This window comes from Catenulispora sp. GAS73 (assembly GCF_041262085.1).
In the GTDB taxonomy this organism is placed as follows: domain Bacteria; phylum Actinomycetota; class Actinomycetes; order Streptomycetales; family Catenulisporaceae; genus Catenulispora.
Genome location: NZ_JBGCCM010000013.1, coordinates 84989 through 100779, shown reverse-complemented (window position 1 = coordinate 100779; position 15791 = coordinate 84989). Strand labels below are relative to the sequence as shown.

The following is a 15791-nucleotide window of genomic DNA, read 5'->3' as shown; positions in this document are numbered from 1 at the left end:
TTCCAGGCGGCTGTCTTGTCGAAGTGATGAGACCAGAAGACATGAGACGAGAAGACAGGAGACCGCCGTGAACGAGTCGTTCGCCACCCCTGCGAGCCCGGAGCAGCTGGACCGGACCGCCGCCGCGCTGCGCGCCCGCGGCTTCGTCGTCGAAGTACTCGACGACGTCGCCGCCGCCCGGATCCGCGTCAAGGATCTGATACCGGACCGGGCCACCGTCTTCACCGGCGCCAGCGAGACCCTGCGGCAGTCCGGCATCGACGACGACATCAACGCCGGCGGCCGGTACGACGCCGTCCGGCCGCGCGTGCTGGCCGCCGACCGCGCCACCGAGGCAGACGCGATCCGCAGGATGAGCGCCACTCCCGACTACGTCGTGAACAGCGTCGCCGCGGTCACCGAGACCGGCTCGCTGGTCCTGGCCTCCGGCACCGGCAGCCAACTGCCGGCCAACGCCGGCGGCGCCGCCCACGCGATCTGGATCGTCGGCGCGCAGAAGGTGGTGCCCGACCTGGCCACGGCCCTGCGCCGGGTCGAGGAACACTGCCTGCCGCTGGAGAGCGCGCGCACCATGCAGGCGTACAAATCGCCCAGCACGGTGAGTCGCATGCTGGTGCTCAACAGAGAGCTGATCCCCGGACGCGGCACCGTGCTACTCCTGCGCGAGGCCGTCGGATTCTGACCGTCTGACGTCAGAGTACGATGTGCCATCGAACCGCGGTCCGGCTCACCGCCGGCGTCGAGATCGAGGGGGCGGGCCGGTGTCGGAACTGCCGCAGCACAATGTCGTGAGCCCGGTGAGCCAGGGATGGGCGCCGCCCGAGGTGGACACCTCGATCGCCCATCCGGCGCGCATGTACAACTACTTCCTCCACGGCAAGGACAACTACCCGGTCGACCGGGCCGCCGCGGCGAAGGTCCTGGAGTTCTATCCCGAGGCGTTCGCGATGGCGCAGGCGAACCGCGAGTTCCTGGGGCGTGCGGTGCGGTTCCTGGCCGCCGCGGGGATCCGGCAGTTCCTGGACATCGGCACCGGCATCCCGGGGCCCGGCGGGACCGGCGAGGTCGCGCACGCCGTGGCGCCGGGCTCGCACGTGGTGTGCGTCGACAACGACCCGATCGTGCTGGCGCACTCGCGAGCGTTGCTGGTCCGGCCGGACCTGGCGCCGACCACGATCGTCCAGGCCGATCTGCGCCGCCCCGAGGAGATCCTGAACCACCCCGAGGTGCGCGCCGCGCTCGACTTCGACCGGCCGGTCGCGCTGATGCTGGTGGCCGTCCTGCACTTCGTGGCCGACCGCGAGGACCCGCGCGGGATCCTCGACCGGCTGCTGAAGGCGCTGCCCTCCGGCAGCTACCTCGCGATCTCGCACGTCACCGACGACTTCGACTCCGAACGGGCCCGGGCGGCCGCGGCGGCGTACGACAAGGCCACCGCGCCGATCGTGCTGCGGCCGCAGGCGGCGGTCGAAGAGTTCTTCGACGGATTGGAGCTGGTCGAGCCCGGCGTCGCACACCTGCCCTGGTGGCGACCGGACGGCGACCCGCCGGAGGGGTCCGAGCGGATCTGGTATTACTGCGGGGTCGCGCGCAAGCCCTGACCGTGAGCACGTCGTCGATGACCGGCGCGGGCACTACCAGCGCACTGACTACGAGCGCACTGACTACCGGCTCGCGGACTGCGACTCACGGACTACCGACTCACCGCCCGGATATGAGCACGCTCGCCCTGGCGGCCGATGAGGCTCAGGTACTCGACAGGCCCGGCCGCGGTGGCTCCGAACCAGTGCGGGGTCCGGGTGTCGAACTCCGCGACCTCCCCGGCCTTGAGCAGCAGGTCGTGTTCTCCGAGCACCAGCCGGAGCGTCCCGTTCAGCACGTAGACCCAGTCGAACCCCTCGTGCGTCCGCAAGTCCGGGGCGTCGTCGTCGCGGCCGGTCGGCCGCACGAACTTGTACGCCTGGATCCCGCCGGGCCTGCGGGTCAGCGGCAGGACGACCGAGCCGTCGCCGCAGGGGATGGGCCGCAGGTTGAGGCGGGGGTCGCCGGTTGGCGGCGCGTCGACGAGCTCGTCGAGGGTGACGCCGTGCGCGCGGGCCAGCGGTAGCAGCTGCTCCAGGGTGGGGCGGCGCAGGCCGGCTTCGAGGCGGGACAAGGTGCTGGCCGAGATGCCGGTCTGCTTCGCCAGGTCGGTGAGGGTGACGTCGCTGCGCTGGCGCAGGCGTTTCAGCCGCGGTCCGACGGCGTCCAGGGTGCGGTCGATGTCGTCGTGGCCATCGGGGCTCTCGGGATTGTCGAGCGTCTCGCGGTGCTCATGGTGATCGCGATGTTCCTCCATGACCTCTATTTTGCCGTTCGGCAAGAAGGTTTGCGCTTCGGCGACGCGGTCCGCACTCTGACGGCGTACCGCTCGCGAAAGGGAAGCCTCATGCCGACCAACCGGTCCCCCCAGACCTCCGGCCTCGATACGGCCGTTCAGGACCCACGCCAACGCCGCACGATCCTGGCCGCCGTCTGCATCGCGCTCATGGCGGTCATCGCCTCGGTGTCCGGCTTGAGCGTCGCGCAGCCGGAGCTGTCCGCCTCGTTCGGCGCCTCGCAGACCGAGGTCCTGTGGATCATCAACATCTACACCCTCACCCTGGCCGCCCTGCTGCTGCCGCTCGGCGCGCTCGGCGACCGCCGGGGCCGCAAGCCGATGCTGCTGGCGGGCCTGCTCACGTTCGGCGTGGCCAGCGCGGCGGCCGGTCTGGCCGGCTCGCCGGAGGTCATGCTCGGCGCCCGCTTCCTGAGCGGCGTCGGGGCGGCGATGATCATGCCGGTCACGCTCGCGGTCATCACCTCGACGTTCCCCGAGGCCGAGCGCGCCAAGGCGATCGGGGTGTGGACCGGCGTGGCCGGAGGCGGCGGCATCCTCGGGATGTTCCTGTCCGCGGCCCTGGTCGACCTGGCGAGCTGGCGGTGGCTGTTCGTACTGCCGGTCGCGCTGGTCGTGGTGGCCGGCGCGATGACGCTACGGTCCGTGCCGAACTCCCGCGAGCTGCCGACGCACCGCTTCGACCTGGTCGGCGCGCTGACCTCGCTGGTCGCGGTGGTCGGGCTCGTCTACTTCCTGCACGAGGGCCCGGCCGACGGCTGGACCGCTACCGCGACGCTGCTGAGCGCGGTGGTCGGGGTGGTCGCCGGGGTCATGTTCGTGGTCTGGGAACTGCGCAGCGCGGCTCCTCTGCTCGACGTCCGCCTGTTCCGCCAGCGCGGCCTGGCCGGCGGCTCGGTGTCGCTGCTGGCCGTCTTCGGGGTGCAGGCGGGGATCTTCGTGGTCCTGTTCCCGTTCTTCCAAGCCGTGCTCGGCTGGTCGGGCCTGGAATCCACGCTGGCCCTGATGCCGATGGCGCTGCTGATGATGACCGCCTCCGGCCTGGCCCCGCGGCTGGCGCCGCGCATCGGCAGTCGCGCAACGATGGCGGTCGGCATACTGCTGAGCAGCGGCGGGCTGGTGCTCATGGCCGCGCTGGTTTCCGTCAGCGGCGGCTACCTGTCGATCCTGCCCGGCATGCTCGCGATGGGGCTCGGCATGGGCCTGACGATGACGCCCGCGACCGAGGCCATCACGGGCTCGCTGCCGCGTGAGAAGCAGGGCGTCGGCTCGGCGCTGAACGACGTGACCCGGGAGTTCGGGACGGCGCTCGGCGTCGCGCTGCTCGGCGCGTTGGTCACCACCGGCTACCGGAGCGCCATCGGCTCGCGGCTCCACGCGGTTCCAGCCCAGGTCGCCGACACCGCTCGCCAAGGCGTCGCGAACGCTCTCGCCGCCGCGCACGAGGCCGGGCCGCAGGAGCGCGCGCTGACCGTCGCCGCGCGCGAGTCGTTCGTGAGCGGTTGGCAGCAGGCGATGTGGGCCGGCGCGGTGGTGATGGCGATCGTGTTCGTGGTCATCCTCATGCCGGGCTCGCGGCGGCGGCCCGAGTCGCTGACGCAGCCGCAGCCGCAGTCCTCAGGCACCGACGCCTCGGCGAGCGAAGAGCTCGTCGCCGAGGCGCGGTGACGTTCGCTGCTGCCTACCAGGGCAGAGCGGTGTCGTCCCAGTTGATGAAGGTCCCTGTGATGGTGTCGTCCGGGGACAGCGCGAGCCGGACCGCTGCGGCGGCGGCTTCGGACGGGTCCCCTCCGTTCGCCGCCGCAGCGTTGAGGCCGGTGCGACGCAGCCCGGGAGCCAGAGAGTTGACCTTGATGCCGTCGCTCGCCAGGCTCTGTGCATAGAGGACGGTCAGGGCATTGAGTGCCGTCTTCGAGGCCCGGTAGGAGGCGTAAGCGCCCTGGTATTTCGCCATGTCTCCGGTCGCAAGGGCCAACGAGCCGGTGCCGCTGGAGATGTTGACGATCCGGGGACGCGCGGCGTGGCGCAGCGCGGGCAGGAAGGCGTTGGTGACGGTGACGACGCCGAAGACGTTCGTGTCGAAGACGGCGCGGAAGGTGTCGGCGTTCTCGTCCTGCGCGGGACGGCCCTCGGCGGGGGAGACGCCGGCGTTGTTGACCAGGACGTCGAGCGCTTCGATCTGCTTCGCCGCCGCAGCGACGCTCGCCGCATCGGTGACGTCCACGACCAGCGGCCGGGCGTTCACGCCGATGTCCGTCGCCGCTTCTTCGGCGCGGTCGGCGGTCCGGGAACCGACGTAGACAGTGAGGCCGACCTCGGCCAGCTGGCGGGCGATTTCCTTGCCGATCCCCTGGCTGGCGCCGGTGACCAGTGCGATCAATTGAGTCATGATTCCAGGCTCACTCGCCTCCGAAGGAGCAGCCAGGGACAATTAGTACCAGGTCGCTGCATGGCAGCTACGGCTGCCACGCAGGCAACAGTCAGATGGGGATAGAGGTGAGCAGCAATGGCCAGGGACGAACTAGCGCGCTTCCTACGCGACCGCCGAGAGCAGCTTCACGCGCCCACCACCGTCACCTCACCTCAGCGCCGCACCCCGGGCCTGCGCCGCGAAGAGGTCGCCGACCTGGCGAACATGTCGCTGGACTACTACGTCCGCCTGGAGCAGGCCCGGGGCCCACGCCCCTCCCCGCAGATCCTCGACGCACTAGCCGGCGCCCTCCGCCTGGAACCGGCCGAGCGCATCCACCTATTCACCCTCGCCGGCCAGAACCTGCCCTCCCCCGAGAACCCACCCCGCGAGGTCACACCGCACGTGACGGACCTGCTCCGGCGCCTCCCCCTGACCGCAGCCCTGGTCACCTCCGCCGCCTACGACGTCCTGGCCTTCAACCCCCTGGCCCAGGCCCTCTTCAGCGACCTCGACACCCGCCCCAACCTGGCCCGCCGCCGCTTCCTCGACCGCGACCAAGTCCTCACCGACGGCCACGAGGACTTCGCCGAAATAGCCGTCTCCCGCCTCCGCGCCTCCGCCGACCGCTACCCCCGCAGCCAGCACCTCCACGACCTCCTGACACAACTCACCGCCGGCAGCCCAGAGTTCCGCGCCCTATGGACCGGCAACCAGGTCCGCCTCCCAGGCCATCGCACCAAGTCGATGCTGCACCCCGAGCTCGGCCCGCTCCGCGTGAACTGCGACGTGATCCCCATCGCCGACGCCGACCAACAGATCGTGTTCATCACCCCCGACCCCGACACCCCCACCGCGCACATCCTGAGCCAACTGACCCGGGTGGAGGTGCCTTAGTGCCGAGCTACAACAGCCTCAGCCTTCCGCCGGACGCCCTTGAGGCCTACGCAACCCAGGCCGCCGGACTCGACATGAACGCTGTCCGAGCAACCGCAACCACCCTGGTGAACCTGGTACTCACCGACGACAGCGCATACATCGACACCCTGCCCGACCCGGTGCAGGTCGAATTGCTCACGCCTCTCGCCATGCTCAGCGAGGCATTGCAGGACCGCGCAGCCGACCCGGTGGTCATCGCGGCGATCCGTGCGGTCAAGGGCTCAGCACACAATGTCCTGACCAAATGCCCTCCGGAAATGAGGGAGCTGATCGAGTCCCTGCCGGACGAGACATGAGCTGCCGACGGAGCAGCGCAAACCGCGACGGTCGCGTTGCAGGCCATCAGGCCTCGTCGTCGTCTCCAGCGTCAACGACTACAAGTTCGTCAATGTGATCGGCGAGCATACCCATGGCCCGACGGGCTCGCATCCGCTCGATGGCGAGCAGCTTGCCGTCCGGCTCCTCGTCCACGTCGTCCGCGGTGATCTCAGCCAGACCGCCGAACAGCGCGACCAGCCCGCGGGTCGCCCACGCCGCGGCTTCGCGGGGGTGCCCGTGCAGGTTGAGGACCTCGACGACGAAGGCGAACATGTCCGGGTCGTCCGAACCCAACTTGCGCGCCGCCTCGACGACCGCCAGCGCCTCCTCGTCCCGTTCCTGCTCCAACAGGAACCCGGCGAAGAAGGCGTGCGCGCTCCCCGCGACGAAGCCGCCATCGTCGATCGCAGCCCGGTACAGCTCCTCCGCAGTGGCCGCCTCCCCAGCCATCGCGTAGTACTCGGCGGCCTCGGTGTAGTTCTGGGCCCTCGATCCGGGGTCCTCATCGCCGTCGATACGGAACGCCTTCGCAAATGCGAGGTACTCTGCGGGACTGCGCAGCGGGAAGGACGGGCCACCGGAAACCGGCTTCGGGGTGCGGCGGGCTTTGCGACGGGCCATGCGCCCAAGATACTGCCGTGCAGGCCGGACGCCGGACCAGAACGAGTCGTCCGCAGTGTCCTGCCCACTGGCGATATGAAGCAGGGCACATCTCTCGACCGAGTCGTGCCAGAAGACCCACCCCGACCCGCCCCGCGATGCCCCGACCAGCAAAAAGGCGCCCCCGAATCGGGGACGCCCGCAAACATGTTCGTAGGGCGCGTGGGACTCGAACCCACAACCCACGGGTTAAAAGCCCGCTACTCTGCCAATTGAGCTAGCGCCCCACACACGCTCTGGCGTGTGTCGCGTACCAGGGTAGCGGGTCGGTCGTCGTTAGCAGAACCGGTTACGGGTTCGCTCGCGGCTTGCTCGCCGGGTGGGCGCGGGCGGGGGCCCCGCTAATCATTTTGGCTCCCGGGCTGATCGTGCTCTATGCTTCAAGTCGTCCCCGACGGACGGATGGACGTTGAGGGCAGACCAGCCCCCATCGTCTAGAGGCCTAGGACGCCGCCCTTTCAAGGCGGTAACACGGGTTCGAATCCCGTTGGGGGTACGCGGTACCAGTTGGGCCCGGGAGTGGTTATGAACCGGGGCGGTAATCCGATATGCTCTAGCGGGCGGTCGGGGGATCGGCCGAACTGGTGAGGCAACGCAAGACAAGTACATACCAAGGTCCCGTGGAGCAGCTAGGAGTGCTCGCCACCCTGTCAAGGTGGAGGCCGCGGGTTCAAATCCCGTCGGGACCGCATACGAAGAGCCGCCGTGAGGCGGCTCTTTTGCGTTCCTTCCGCTGTTGGCGGCCACCCGAGCGGCCGTACGTCCTGCGCTGCAGGCCGTCGATGTGGTGGAACCTGATGATCGGCTCAGCCGTTCACCGTTCGAACTGCCTGCGCGAGGGGAAACGGGGAGACATGCGCTTCATCCTGAACATCATCTGGCTGGTGCTCTGCGGCTTCTGGATGGCCTTGGGCTACGTGGTGGCTGGGATCATCTGCTGCGTGCTGATCATCACCATCCCCTGGGGGCTGGCCTCGTTCCGCATCGCGAACTACGCCCTGTGGCCCTTCGGGCGCACCATCGTCGCCAGGCCCACCGCCGGCGCCATGTCGTTCATCGGGAACGTCATCTGGTTCATCGTCGCGGGCCTGTGGTTGGCCATCGGCCATGCGGTCACTGGCGTCCTGCTCTGTCTGACCGTCATCGGCATCCCGCTGGGCATCGCGAACTTCAAGCTGATCCCGGTCTCGCTGGCCCCGCTCGGCAAGGAGATCGTCACCACCCAGCAGGCCGACTACCGGTACGGATACCGCTGACCGCGCTTCCGCCGGGTGGGTCCGCTGAACTCGGTGGGAGGCACCCCCCGCCATCCGGTATGCTGTTCGAGGTGTCCGGGAGACCGGGCGCTTTCGCGGTAGGGCCAGGTAGCTCAGTTGGTACGAGCGTCCGACTGAAAATCGGAAGGTCGGCGGTTCGACCCCGCCCCTGGCCACCTCGGAGTACCACTGCAGAACCCCGTCGGGTGACCGGCGGGGTTCTTTCGTTTCCAGCTTCCCATGGAGAGGAAAGTGAGTACCGTTGGCGGGCGACACTCAACCGAACAGGGGGAACGCGATGCGGCGCGCGATGGTCGTGACGGTATCCAACCGTGCGGCGCAGGGCGTCTACGCCGACACCACGGGCCCGATCATCGTGGAGCGGCTGACCGAGCTCGGGTTCGCGGCCGCGGGCCCCGAGGTGGTCCCTGACGGGACTCCGGTGGAGGCCGCGCTGCGGCGGATGCTCTCGCTCGGGTACGACGTGATCGTCACCACCGGGGGGACCGGGATCTCGCCGACGGATCAGACCCCGGACATGACGCGGCGGGTGCTCGACTACGAGGTACCGGGGATCGCCGAGGCGATCCGCGCCGAGGGGCTGCCGAAGGTGCCGACCGCGGCGTTGTCGCGGGGCACGGCCGGGGTCGCGGGGAACACGCTCATCGTCAACCTGCCCGGCTCGCCCGGCGGCGTGCGCGACGGCATGGCCGTCCTCGGGCGGGTGCTGGCGCACGCGCTCGACCAGCTGCACGGGGGCGACCACTGAACCGGCCCGCCGGGTGGGGCGCGGCCTGGCCGGCTGTGCTGGGCGACGGACCGGTGCGGCTGCGTCCGCTGGCGCTGTCCGACGCTCCGGCCTGGCGCGAGCTCAAGGAGCGGAACCGGGCCTGGCTGACCCGCTGGGAGGCCACGGTGCCGCCCGGCGACACCAGCGGGCGGATCACCTTCCGGCAGATGGTGCGGCGGCTGCGCACCGAGGCGCTGGCGGGCCGGATGCTGCCGTTCGCCATCGACTACGCCGAGCCGCCGGACCCCGGTGACCTGCCGGCCGCCGGGCTCGCCGAGAACGAGCTGCCCGGGCTCTCCCGCCGCGGACGCCACCCCGCAGGCAAACCGGCCGGTAAACCGGCCGCGCCGGCCGCGCACCGCCTCGTCGGCCAGCTCACCGTCTCCAGCATCACCTGGGGCTCGCTGCGCTCGGCCAACGTCGGCTACTGGGTCGACGAGACCGTCGCCGGCCGCGGCATCACCCCGACCGCCGTCGCCCTGGCCGTCGACCACTGCTTCCGGGCCGCCGGCATGCACCGGATCGAGGTCTGCATCCGGCCGGAGAACGCGGCGAGCCTGCGCGTGGTCCACAAGCTCGGTTTCCGCTCCGAGGGGTTGCGCCGCGCGTATCTGCACATCGACGGCGACTGGCGCGACCACGAGGCGTTCGCGCTGACCGCCGAGGAGGTGCCCGACGGGCTGCTCGCCCGCTGGCACGTCACTCTTTCGAGCACCGGGACTACTCCGGCAGGGTGACAAATGGTGTGGAGCGTGCTTGATGGGGGAACAGCGGACACCCTAGACTGATCAACTGGCCCCATCTGTCACAACAGTCTCGTCACAACCTCAACGACACGCCGACAGAATGCGCCTTGATGATCGTCGGCCCCTCTACTGTGCTGTGTTGTGAGCAGTAGCGGCCTCATCTACGCGGGAATCGTCGGCGCCTGGGCCGTGTACCTCGTCCCAGTGTGGCTGCGTCGGGAAGAGCAGCTGAACGAGGCGCGCGAGAAGGCGCGATACGCCGCTGCCATCCGCACCCTCGGCCGCAGCGAACGCTTCGAGAAGAAGGTACTCGCCGAGGAGTCGCTCGCGGCCACCGGCACCGACGGAGCGCCCGGCCCGCGTGCCGGAGACGGAAGCGCGCCGGAGAAGCCCGCGCCGCGCAAGACAGCTGTCCTGCCGACACCGGCATCGGTCGAGAGCGTCAAGCAGAAGCCCGCGCTCAAGCCGAAGCCGACTGCGGCCGCGCAGCCGCGCAAGGGCGTCACCGCGCACCTGCCGCAGCACCAGCAGCCGGTCGCGAAGGTCACCAAGCCCGCAGCCAAGCCCGCCGCCAAGCCGTCCCCGGCGTCAACGGCGTCGACGGCCGCGACCGCCGCCCGGCGCCGCGGCGTGCTCCTGATGCGCCGCCGCCGCGTGGTTGCCGCGTTGTTCACGCTGGCGACCCTGGGCGCCGTCGTGAGCACCTTCCTGGGCCTGGACTACATCTGGGCCATGCTGGCCCCGGCCGCGCTGTTCTCCGGCTACGTCGTCTACATCCGCCGGGACGAGAAGCAGCGTGCCCGCGAGCGCTTCCGCCGCCGCCAGGCCGCCCTGGTCGCCGAACGGCGCCGGGAGCGGCAGCGCCAGGCCGAGCAGCGGACGTCCGCGCCGGCGTCCCAGGCGGCTCCCGTCGACGCGGTGGTGCGCGAACCGGAATCCACGGTGTGGCGGCCCGCGCAGTCTCCGCACGAGTACAGGCGGGCAGCGAACGGCTAGCGCTGGGAAACGGGTTTCAGAACGGGTCGGCCCATGTGATAGATTTCAGACTCGTTGAAGGGCCTGTGGCGCAGTCTGGTAGCGCACCTCGTTCGCATCGAGGGGGTCAGGAGTTCAAATCTCCTCAGGTCCACAAGAGCAATACCCCCGATCTTATGATCGGGGGTATTTTTCGTCTCACAGAATCGCATTGTTGCTGGTCAGCGCCATGCCTGACGGCATCGACCGCAGGTATCCTCGTCGCATCAAGCCCTGATGTCGATCATGATTTACGGTCGTTCGCGGCGAATACGCGGCGAAGGTTTCAGGGGCTGCTGGGGTCCGTGTCGTCGCTGTCTGCGTCGTTTGTGCCAAGCGCCTCCTCGATTCGCTTGCGGGCCTGTTCCTCCTGGCCGTCGACGCACTTGGCGTAGGTGCTCAGCAAGATCTCGACGCTGTGGCCGGCCCACTCGGCGATCTGCGTTGCCGGTACGCCGGCGTTGAGCCACGTGGATACCGCAGCGTGCCGGAGGTCGTACGGACGTCCAGCGAGCGGTGACGCCGCCTGCGACTCAGTGAGCACGGCCTTGCGGGCACGCTCCCAGATGTAGCTGTAGGTGCCGTAGGTGAGCGGGTTGCCCTTGCCGTTGACGAACAACCGGCCGTCCTTCGTCGTAGCGAACGTCTCCAGGTGCTGACGCAGGTGCCTGACGAGTTCCGGGTGTGCTGGGACGATCCGGCACTCCTGCTCGGCACGGTGTTTCAAGGCCTTGCGGGGTTGTGCCTCGCCGCTATCGGTCCACGCCGCGCCGGTATACGGGCTGGACTCGAAGAACCGCAGCTCACCCCAGCCCTTGTCTGGGAGGTATAGGTCGTCTCGACGGAGGGCAATCACCTCACCCGGGCGCAGCCCCGCGAAGTAGATGGTCGCGAAGAACGCGACGAGTCTTCTCCCAGCCTCACCCTGCGCCGAGACGCCATCGAGCAGGAGACGGGCCTGAGAAGGGTTGACGACGACGCGCCGGTCGACCGCGTCGGCCTTGCGTTGCTTGGGAATCTTGATCTTCTGCAACGGGTCGGATTCCAGCAGGCCGAGTTCGACGGCGTAGCCGATCGCGCCGGATAGAGCACGACGCTTGGTGGCAGCACTGGTTTGCTTCAGCGGCGTACCGTCCGCTGCCTTAAGGGTGCAGTTGTAGGCGAGACGCGCGATCCTCGGCTCGGTCAACGTGCTAAGCCGGATCGAGTGGCGCTCGATCCACGCGATCGCGGCAGCGTAATCCTCTGGCGGGTCTCCGGCCGTCCGCGCAGGGAGGTTGAATGCCCAGTGGACGAGGGCGCGGAACAACTGCTTGCTGTCGGGGTAGCCGCCGGGGTCATCGACGAGCCCGCAGGTGATGGTTGCCAGAGACTCTGCGACGGTGCGCCGGGATCCGCCTGACAGGGTGGGCCACTTCATATCGATGAACGTCAGCGTGTGCTGGTACCAGGTCGTCCGGTTTCGCTGCTCTCGGAGCTGGGACTCCGGAAGCCCGGTCGCGATGTCGAAGGGGCTTCCTTGGCGCTGCGCTCGGATGAGTTCGGCGCGGAAGCTCTCGGCAAGAGCCTTCGTGTCGAACGTCTTCCTGGCCTCGCGTCCGCCGACTTTCCAGCGAACTGTATAGGTGGTCTTCCGCGTTCCCTTGTAGGCGCGAATCTCCCAGATGTGCACGTCGAAGGTGCTGCTCACTGTTTCTCCTGCCGGGTAGGCCAGGGCCGTACTAGGACGGCCCCGGCCGGGTGGTTCGGATGGTCAGACGCGGTCGCGCTTGGCGCAGTCGGCAAGGAAGCGGTCGAGCGCGGACCGGCGGACGCGGATCGTGCCGTTGGGAAGGCGCAGGGCCTCAGGGCCCTTGCGGATCGCACGCCACCGGTAGAAGGTGGCGCGGGCGATGCCGAGCTCGGCGATGACGTCGTTGACGCTCAGCAACTCGTCGGCGGTCATCGAGGGGCGGCGGCTGAAGCTGACCTGGTCAGTGTCGTTCTGGTTCACGCGGATGTCCTGTTCGTTCTCAGGGACGGGCATTGGTTCCCAGTGACGCTCGGTCGCGCCACCTAGATCAAGGCTTTGATTAAAGAAGTTCAGGCCAGCGGCATAGAGCGCAGAATCAGCGCGTCCTCATGGGCCGGGAGGTGCAGAGGCTGCCCGTTCTTGCGGGCATTGGCGGTATTGACCTGTTGGAAGAAGGACGCCCGCGCGGTCAGCGCGTTCTCACCGATGCGCACGAGCAGTGCGACGCACCGCTCCCAGGGAGTGAACCCGGCGTCGGCCGCCGCCGCGAGTGCGAGTGTCGGAATGTCGACGAGCACGCCGCACCGCCGGATCGGCCGCACCGTCATCGCCAGGAACCCGCCGGGCTTGAGCAGCTTGCGGCAGCCGGTGAGGATCTCGGTGAAGCCCTCCATCAGCTCTTCGAGGCTGCGGTGGGCGAGATTGCCAGGGTCGCGGCTGTAGTGGTTGTCGTATTTCTCGACGTTCGGACGGCCGGAATCGCGGGTGGTGCGCACCTGCCCGTGCAGCGAGTCGCCGTACGGCGGCGAGGTCAGCACCAGCGAGGCCCGGCCGAGCACGTCCTTCGAGACGAGTTCGTCGATGTGCCGGGCGTCGCCACGGATCGCGGTCGCGCCGCCGGTGGCGCCCTGGTCTGCGGCGTGGTCGATGTTGGCCAGCGCCAGGTTCGCCCAGCGCTGCTCGTACTCCACACCGATCGCGTCCCGACCGAGGTGGATCGCCTCGACGAGCGTGGTACCGATTCCGCACATCGGGTCGATGACAAGGTCGTCGGGCTTGGTGTAGTGCTCGATGGCGTGCCGGGCGATGGCCGGCAGCATCTTGCCGGGATGCGCCATGGAAGCTGGGATGTAGCGTCCGCGGCGCTGGGTCCTGGAGTCCTGCTGACCGGTGACCCACACCGACAGCGGCAGATCGGCGGTAAGCGGATCGAGTTCGGAGAACGGCAGGGCGGGCTGGATCGTCAAGGCGGTCTCCCACACAGTTGAGCGGTGCATCACTTTCGGCCGGTTGCGATGCAGGTCAACCACATGGGCCGGAAATACGGGCGTTTCGGGTCACCGCATAAAGCGTGACCCCTCGTGCCGCGCTACCGTTGGGTTGCTGTTGTCGGCGGCTCCGCCGCGGGGAGCGCTGAATCAGTACCTGATATAGGGACACTGATATCGGGCTGCCGCGTTGGCTGAAGCGTTTCACAGTCCCGGCAGGCCCGGCCTTTTGTGAACCGGTATGTCGGGCGCGGGCTTAAGAACGAAGGGCTTGGCGCAGTCGAACCGTAACTTGGCCTAAGCCCGTGAATCGGGGACTGGGCGGAACGTTCAGACTGCTCGTCCCGCGGACGCCTGCGGTACCCCACCCCCGCACAGACGGAATCGTCTATGCGCACGTCTGCCACCCAGGGGCCCTACTAGGGGCACGTTGATTCACCGGCCCTGAACGTCGATCGGGTGTGCGCGGCGCAGGAACAGCATTCTGGGGCTGTATTGCAGGCCCGACGCGCGGCGCGAGGCCGGCGGGTGCTTGGCCAGGCGTTCACGGATCCGCAGGCTGGGCACGATCACCAGCATCGCGGCCATCACAGCGGCCAATCGCCGGTCGCGGCCGGGGGCGTAGTGTGACCGCAGTTCACGGCGCACGGCGGCCGCTTCGTTGACCAGATCGCCGAAGGAATAGAGCCTCCGCGTCGCCGTAGTCGACGTTGCGTGAGCGAGGTCGAAGGATAAGTCGTAGTGGTCGTCGAGCAGTTGGAGGAGTCCGCCCAGCCGGACGATTACTGCCTGCTCTTCCTCCAGCATCCCCGGGCGAAGCAGCGCGCACAGTGTCGCGACACCCCATCCGCCTTTGCCCAGGGTGATCGCAGCGACCTCGGCGTCCTCGATATCTCCTTGTCGCTGTCGTAGCGATCTGACCTGCCATTCGTGCACGCGCCAGACCATTGCGAACACCGGATCGTCGTTCGTCCGGTTCAGGTGGCGGGCGATCGTCAGCAGCAGGGCGATCAGCAGTGCTTCCAGTTCCGAGTCCTCGTCCGGGACACCCGTGGCGAAGCGGCGGTCGAAGCCGGGACGGTGCGTGTCGTCCATCAAGTCGTCGTAAAGCCTGGTGAAGGCACCACCGAGCATGGTGAGTTCGAGGTCGAAGCAGACGTCGGCCGCGCCGGCGTAGCCCCACATCGCCAGGCCCACCTTCAGCCCGGTCGCCAGCAGCCGGGACCTGACGTGTTTGCGAAACCCGGGGTCGGAAAGCCTGTGGTCGAGCAGGGGGTCGACTACCCGCTCGAACGCCCGTGCCAGGCGCGGAATGTCACGGATTACGTAGACTGACAGGGCGGCCAGAGCCTGTGGTGACGGAACACAGCGCACGGCGTCGATTCGGTATGAGCGCACGCACATCAGACCCGTTCTCCACGGCGACGGGCCGGGTATCCGGGAAGTGAGTGGGCTGTGCGAGGCGTTGAAGGAGGACTCACGTGAACGCGATCCCCGAGTCCTCCGGACCTTTCCCCGACCGGTTGCGTCCCGATCTGCCTATCCCGCTGGCGCCGGAGCACGGTCTGGCCGCGCTGGTGCGCGCGGCGCTGACAGGATTGCGGACACCCGCCTTCGCCGAGGCCCACCGATTGACCGTGCGCACTGGTGCCGTGCTGTTCACCGTAGTGGCAGTCGGCCGGTTCGCGATGGTCGGCGTGGTGCGGCCGTGGATCTACGCCGTTGCGGGGGTAACGGTGGGCGTGGTGGCGATCCGTGCGGCCGCGCTGGCCCGGGCCGAGCGGCGGCAGAGACGTTTCCAAGAGCGATGGCTGTTGACCCGCACCGAGGCCCTGCGTCGGACCGCCTTCGAGATCATCCGGTTCACCGTCGTGCCGTCGCCGGCTTCGGGCATGGTCACGGTCTGGGATGCGGCGGCATATGACCTCACCAAGCCGGACGACGTCCGGGCTTTGACGGCGCGGCAGGCCGCCGAGCGCCGGTCCGGGCGTGCGGGGTCCCGCGTCGTTATCGAGTTCTGCTACGACGGTGGGGACGGTGGCACGCGGCTCGTGGAAGAGGCCTGGTCCGATCTGGACGAGCTTTCGCTGCGGACCACGGCCGCGCGGCTGGTGCACGCTGTCGTCGTCTTCCCCGACGCCTGCTATCACGCGAGGCCCGCGATCGGCTGGAGAGGCCGGAACTGGCCGGCGAGGGAGACGTTCTGGACACTGGGGACACCCGCGGTGTCGGCGGTCGTGCCGAGCTGGTAACCGGGCGTACGGCCGGACCCGGCGGTCCG

General features: G+C 68.8%; 17 protein-coding genes and 5 tRNA genes. 14 read left to right on the top strand and 8 right to left on the bottom strand.

Features of this window, described 5'->3' with window-relative positions:
• Positions 1 to 67: 67 nt before the first annotated feature.
• Both ABH935_RS20845 and ABH935_RS20840 read left to right on the top strand, forming a co-directional pair.
• Positions 68 to 682, top strand: coding sequence for an LUD domain-containing protein (locus ABH935_RS20845; protein ID WP_370379577.1), 615 nt, complete (start codon positions 68 to 70; stop codon positions 680 to 682).
• A gap of 115 nt (positions 683 to 797) precedes the next feature.
• Positions 798 to 1601 (top strand): SAM-dependent methyltransferase, encoded by an 804-nt coding sequence (locus ABH935_RS20840; protein WP_370379576.1) that lies wholly within the window; start codon positions 798 to 800, stop codon positions 1599 to 1601.
• Positions 1602 to 1693: 92 nt separating this feature from the next.
• Here the strand turns inward: ABH935_RS20840 and ABH935_RS20835 are convergent, their stop codons facing one another.
• Positions 1694 to 2347 (bottom strand): helix-turn-helix domain-containing protein, encoded by a 654-nt coding sequence (locus tag ABH935_RS20835; protein ID WP_370379716.1) that lies wholly within the window; start codon positions 2345 to 2347, stop codon positions 1694 to 1696.
• Positions 2348 to 2428: 81 nt separating this feature from the next.
• On the opposite strand from ABH935_RS20835, the gene ABH935_RS20830 reads away from it, so the two are divergent.
• Positions 2429 to 4045 carry an MFS transporter gene (locus ABH935_RS20830; protein ID WP_370379575.1) on the top strand — a complete coding sequence of 539 codons (1617 nt, stop codon included), beginning with the start codon at positions 2429 to 2431 and terminating at the stop codon, positions 4043 to 4045.
• A 13-nt stretch (positions 4046 to 4058) separates the two neighbouring features.
• Here the strand turns inward: ABH935_RS20830 and ABH935_RS20825 are convergent, their stop codons facing one another.
• Positions 4059 to 4766, bottom strand: coding sequence for an SDR family NAD(P)-dependent oxidoreductase (locus tag ABH935_RS20825; RefSeq protein ID WP_370379574.1), 708 nt, complete (start codon positions 4764 to 4766; stop codon positions 4059 to 4061).
• Between the two features lie 117 nt (positions 4767 to 4883).
• Between ABH935_RS20825 and ABH935_RS20820 the strand changes: the two genes are divergently transcribed.
• Both ABH935_RS20820 and ABH935_RS20815 read left to right on the top strand, forming a co-directional pair.
• Positions 4884 to 5684 carry a helix-turn-helix transcriptional regulator gene (locus tag ABH935_RS20820; RefSeq protein WP_370379573.1) on the top strand — a complete coding sequence of 267 codons (801 nt, stop codon included), beginning with the start codon at positions 4884 to 4886 and terminating at the stop codon, positions 5682 to 5684.
• The gene (locus ABH935_RS20815; RefSeq protein ID WP_370379572.1) at positions 5684 to 6022 is read left to right on the top strand and encodes a hypothetical protein; all 339 of its coding nucleotides are present in this window, start codon (positions 5684 to 5686) and stop codon (positions 6020 to 6022) included. Before ABH935_RS20820 ends, ABH935_RS20815 begins: the two co-directional genes overlap by 1 nt.
• Before the next feature lie 46 nt (positions 6023 to 6068).
• On the opposite strand, the gene ABH935_RS20810 is transcribed toward ABH935_RS20815, so the two are convergent.
• Both ABH935_RS20810 and ABH935_RS20805 read right to left on the bottom strand, forming a co-directional pair.
• Positions 6069 to 6665 carry a hypothetical protein gene (locus ABH935_RS20810; RefSeq protein ID WP_370379571.1) on the bottom strand — a complete coding sequence of 199 codons (597 nt, stop codon included), beginning with the start codon at positions 6663 to 6665 and terminating at the stop codon, positions 6069 to 6071.
• 193 nt (positions 6666 to 6858) lie between these two features.
• Positions 6859 to 6931: transfer RNA gene (locus tag ABH935_RS20805), tRNA-Lys, on the bottom strand.
• 196 nt (positions 6932 to 7127) lie between these two features.
• On the opposite strand from ABH935_RS20805, the gene ABH935_RS20800 reads away from it, so the two are divergent.
• The 8 genes from ABH935_RS20800 (at position 7128) to ABH935_RS20765 (ending at position 10625) form a co-directional block, all read left to right on the top strand.
• A tRNA-Glu gene (locus tag ABH935_RS20800) sits at positions 7128 to 7200 on the top strand.
• A gap of 118 nt (positions 7201 to 7318) precedes the next feature.
• A tRNA-Asp gene (locus ABH935_RS20795) sits at positions 7319 to 7393 on the top strand.
• Between the two features lie 165 nt (positions 7394 to 7558).
• A complete protein-coding gene (locus ABH935_RS20790) occupies positions 7559 to 7960 on the top strand; it encodes a YccF domain-containing protein (protein WP_370379570.1) in 402 nt (133 codons plus the stop codon).
• 102 nt (positions 7961 to 8062) lie between these two features.
• Positions 8063 to 8136 (top strand) — tRNA-Phe (locus ABH935_RS20785).
• 122 nt (positions 8137 to 8258) lie between these two features.
• Positions 8259 to 8729, top strand: a complete 471-nt coding sequence (locus ABH935_RS20780; RefSeq protein WP_370379569.1) for a molybdenum cofactor biosynthesis protein B — start codon at positions 8259 to 8261, stop codon at positions 8727 to 8729.
• 35 nt (positions 8730 to 8764) lie between these two features.
• Entirely contained in the window at positions 8765 to 9487 is a 723-nt protein-coding gene (locus ABH935_RS20775; RefSeq protein WP_370379568.1) for a GNAT family N-acetyltransferase, read from the top strand.
• A 150-nt stretch (positions 9488 to 9637) separates the two neighbouring features.
• Positions 9638 to 10492 carry a hypothetical protein gene (locus ABH935_RS20770; RefSeq protein ID WP_370379567.1) on the top strand — a complete coding sequence of 285 codons (855 nt, stop codon included), beginning with the start codon at positions 9638 to 9640 and terminating at the stop codon, positions 10490 to 10492.
• A 59-nt stretch (positions 10493 to 10551) separates the two neighbouring features.
• Positions 10552 to 10625 (top strand) — tRNA-Ala (locus ABH935_RS20765).
• 171 nt (positions 10626 to 10796) lie between these two features.
• Here the strand turns inward: ABH935_RS20765 and ABH935_RS20760 are convergent.
• The 4 genes from ABH935_RS20760 to ABH935_RS20745 all read right to left on the bottom strand — a co-directional run bounded on the left by ABH935_RS20760 (position 10797) and on the right by ABH935_RS20745 (position 14914).
• Complete coding sequence (locus ABH935_RS20760) at positions 10797 to 12200, bottom strand: tyrosine-type recombinase/integrase (protein WP_370379566.1); 1404 nt, start codon at positions 12198 to 12200, stop codon at positions 10797 to 10799.
• A gap of 63 nt (positions 12201 to 12263) precedes the next feature.
• Positions 12264 to 12536, bottom strand: coding sequence for a helix-turn-helix transcriptional regulator (locus ABH935_RS20755; protein WP_370379565.1), 273 nt, complete (start codon positions 12534 to 12536; stop codon positions 12264 to 12266).
• A gap of 56 nt (positions 12537 to 12592) precedes the next feature.
• Entirely contained in the window at positions 12593 to 13489 is an 897-nt protein-coding gene (locus ABH935_RS20750) for a TRM11 family methyltransferase (RefSeq protein WP_370379564.1), read from the bottom strand.
• A gap of 456 nt (positions 13490 to 13945) precedes the next feature.
• Positions 13946 to 14914, bottom strand: coding sequence for a hypothetical protein (locus ABH935_RS20745; RefSeq protein ID WP_370379563.1), 969 nt, complete (start codon positions 14912 to 14914; stop codon positions 13946 to 13948).
• A gap of 77 nt (positions 14915 to 14991) precedes the next feature.
• Here ABH935_RS20745 and ABH935_RS20740 point away from each other — a divergent pair, with 77 nt between their 5' ends.
• Positions 14992 to 15762 carry a hypothetical protein gene (locus tag ABH935_RS20740; protein WP_370379562.1) on the top strand — a complete coding sequence of 257 codons (771 nt, stop codon included), beginning with the start codon at positions 14992 to 14994 and terminating at the stop codon, positions 15760 to 15762.
• Positions 15763 to 15791 lie beyond the last annotated feature (29 nt).

Bases quoted from the DNA above. Each gene is read 5' to 3' on its own strand.
- ABH935_RS20810 (WP_370379571.1), bottom strand. From the start codon at position 6,665: ATGGCCCGTCGCAAAGCCCGCCGCACCCCGAAGCCGGTTTCCGGTGGC.
- ABH935_RS20745 (WP_370379563.1), bottom strand. From the start codon at position 14,914: ATGTGCGTGCGCTCATACCGAATCGACGCCGTGCGCTGTGTTCCGTCA.
- ABH935_RS20790 (WP_370379570.1), top strand. From the start codon at position 7,559: ATGCGCTTCATCCTGAACATCATCTGGCTGGTGCTCTGCGGCTTCTGG.
- ABH935_RS20820 (WP_370379573.1), top strand. From the start codon at position 4,884: ATGGCCAGGGACGAACTAGCGCGCTTCCTACGCGACCGCCGAGAGCAG.
- ABH935_RS20780 (WP_370379569.1), top strand. From the start codon at position 8,259: ATGCGGCGCGCGATGGTCGTGACGGTATCCAACCGTGCGGCGCAGGGC.
- ABH935_RS20755 (WP_370379565.1), bottom strand. From the start codon at position 12,536: ATGCCCGTCCCTGAGAACGAACAGGACATCCGCGTGAACCAGAACGAC.
- ABH935_RS20830 (WP_370379575.1), top strand. From the start codon at position 2,429: ATGCCGACCAACCGGTCCCCCCAGACCTCCGGCCTCGATACGGCCGTT.
- ABH935_RS20825 (WP_370379574.1), bottom strand. From the start codon at position 4,766: ATGACTCAATTGATCGCACTGGTCACCGGCGCCAGCCAGGGGATCGGC.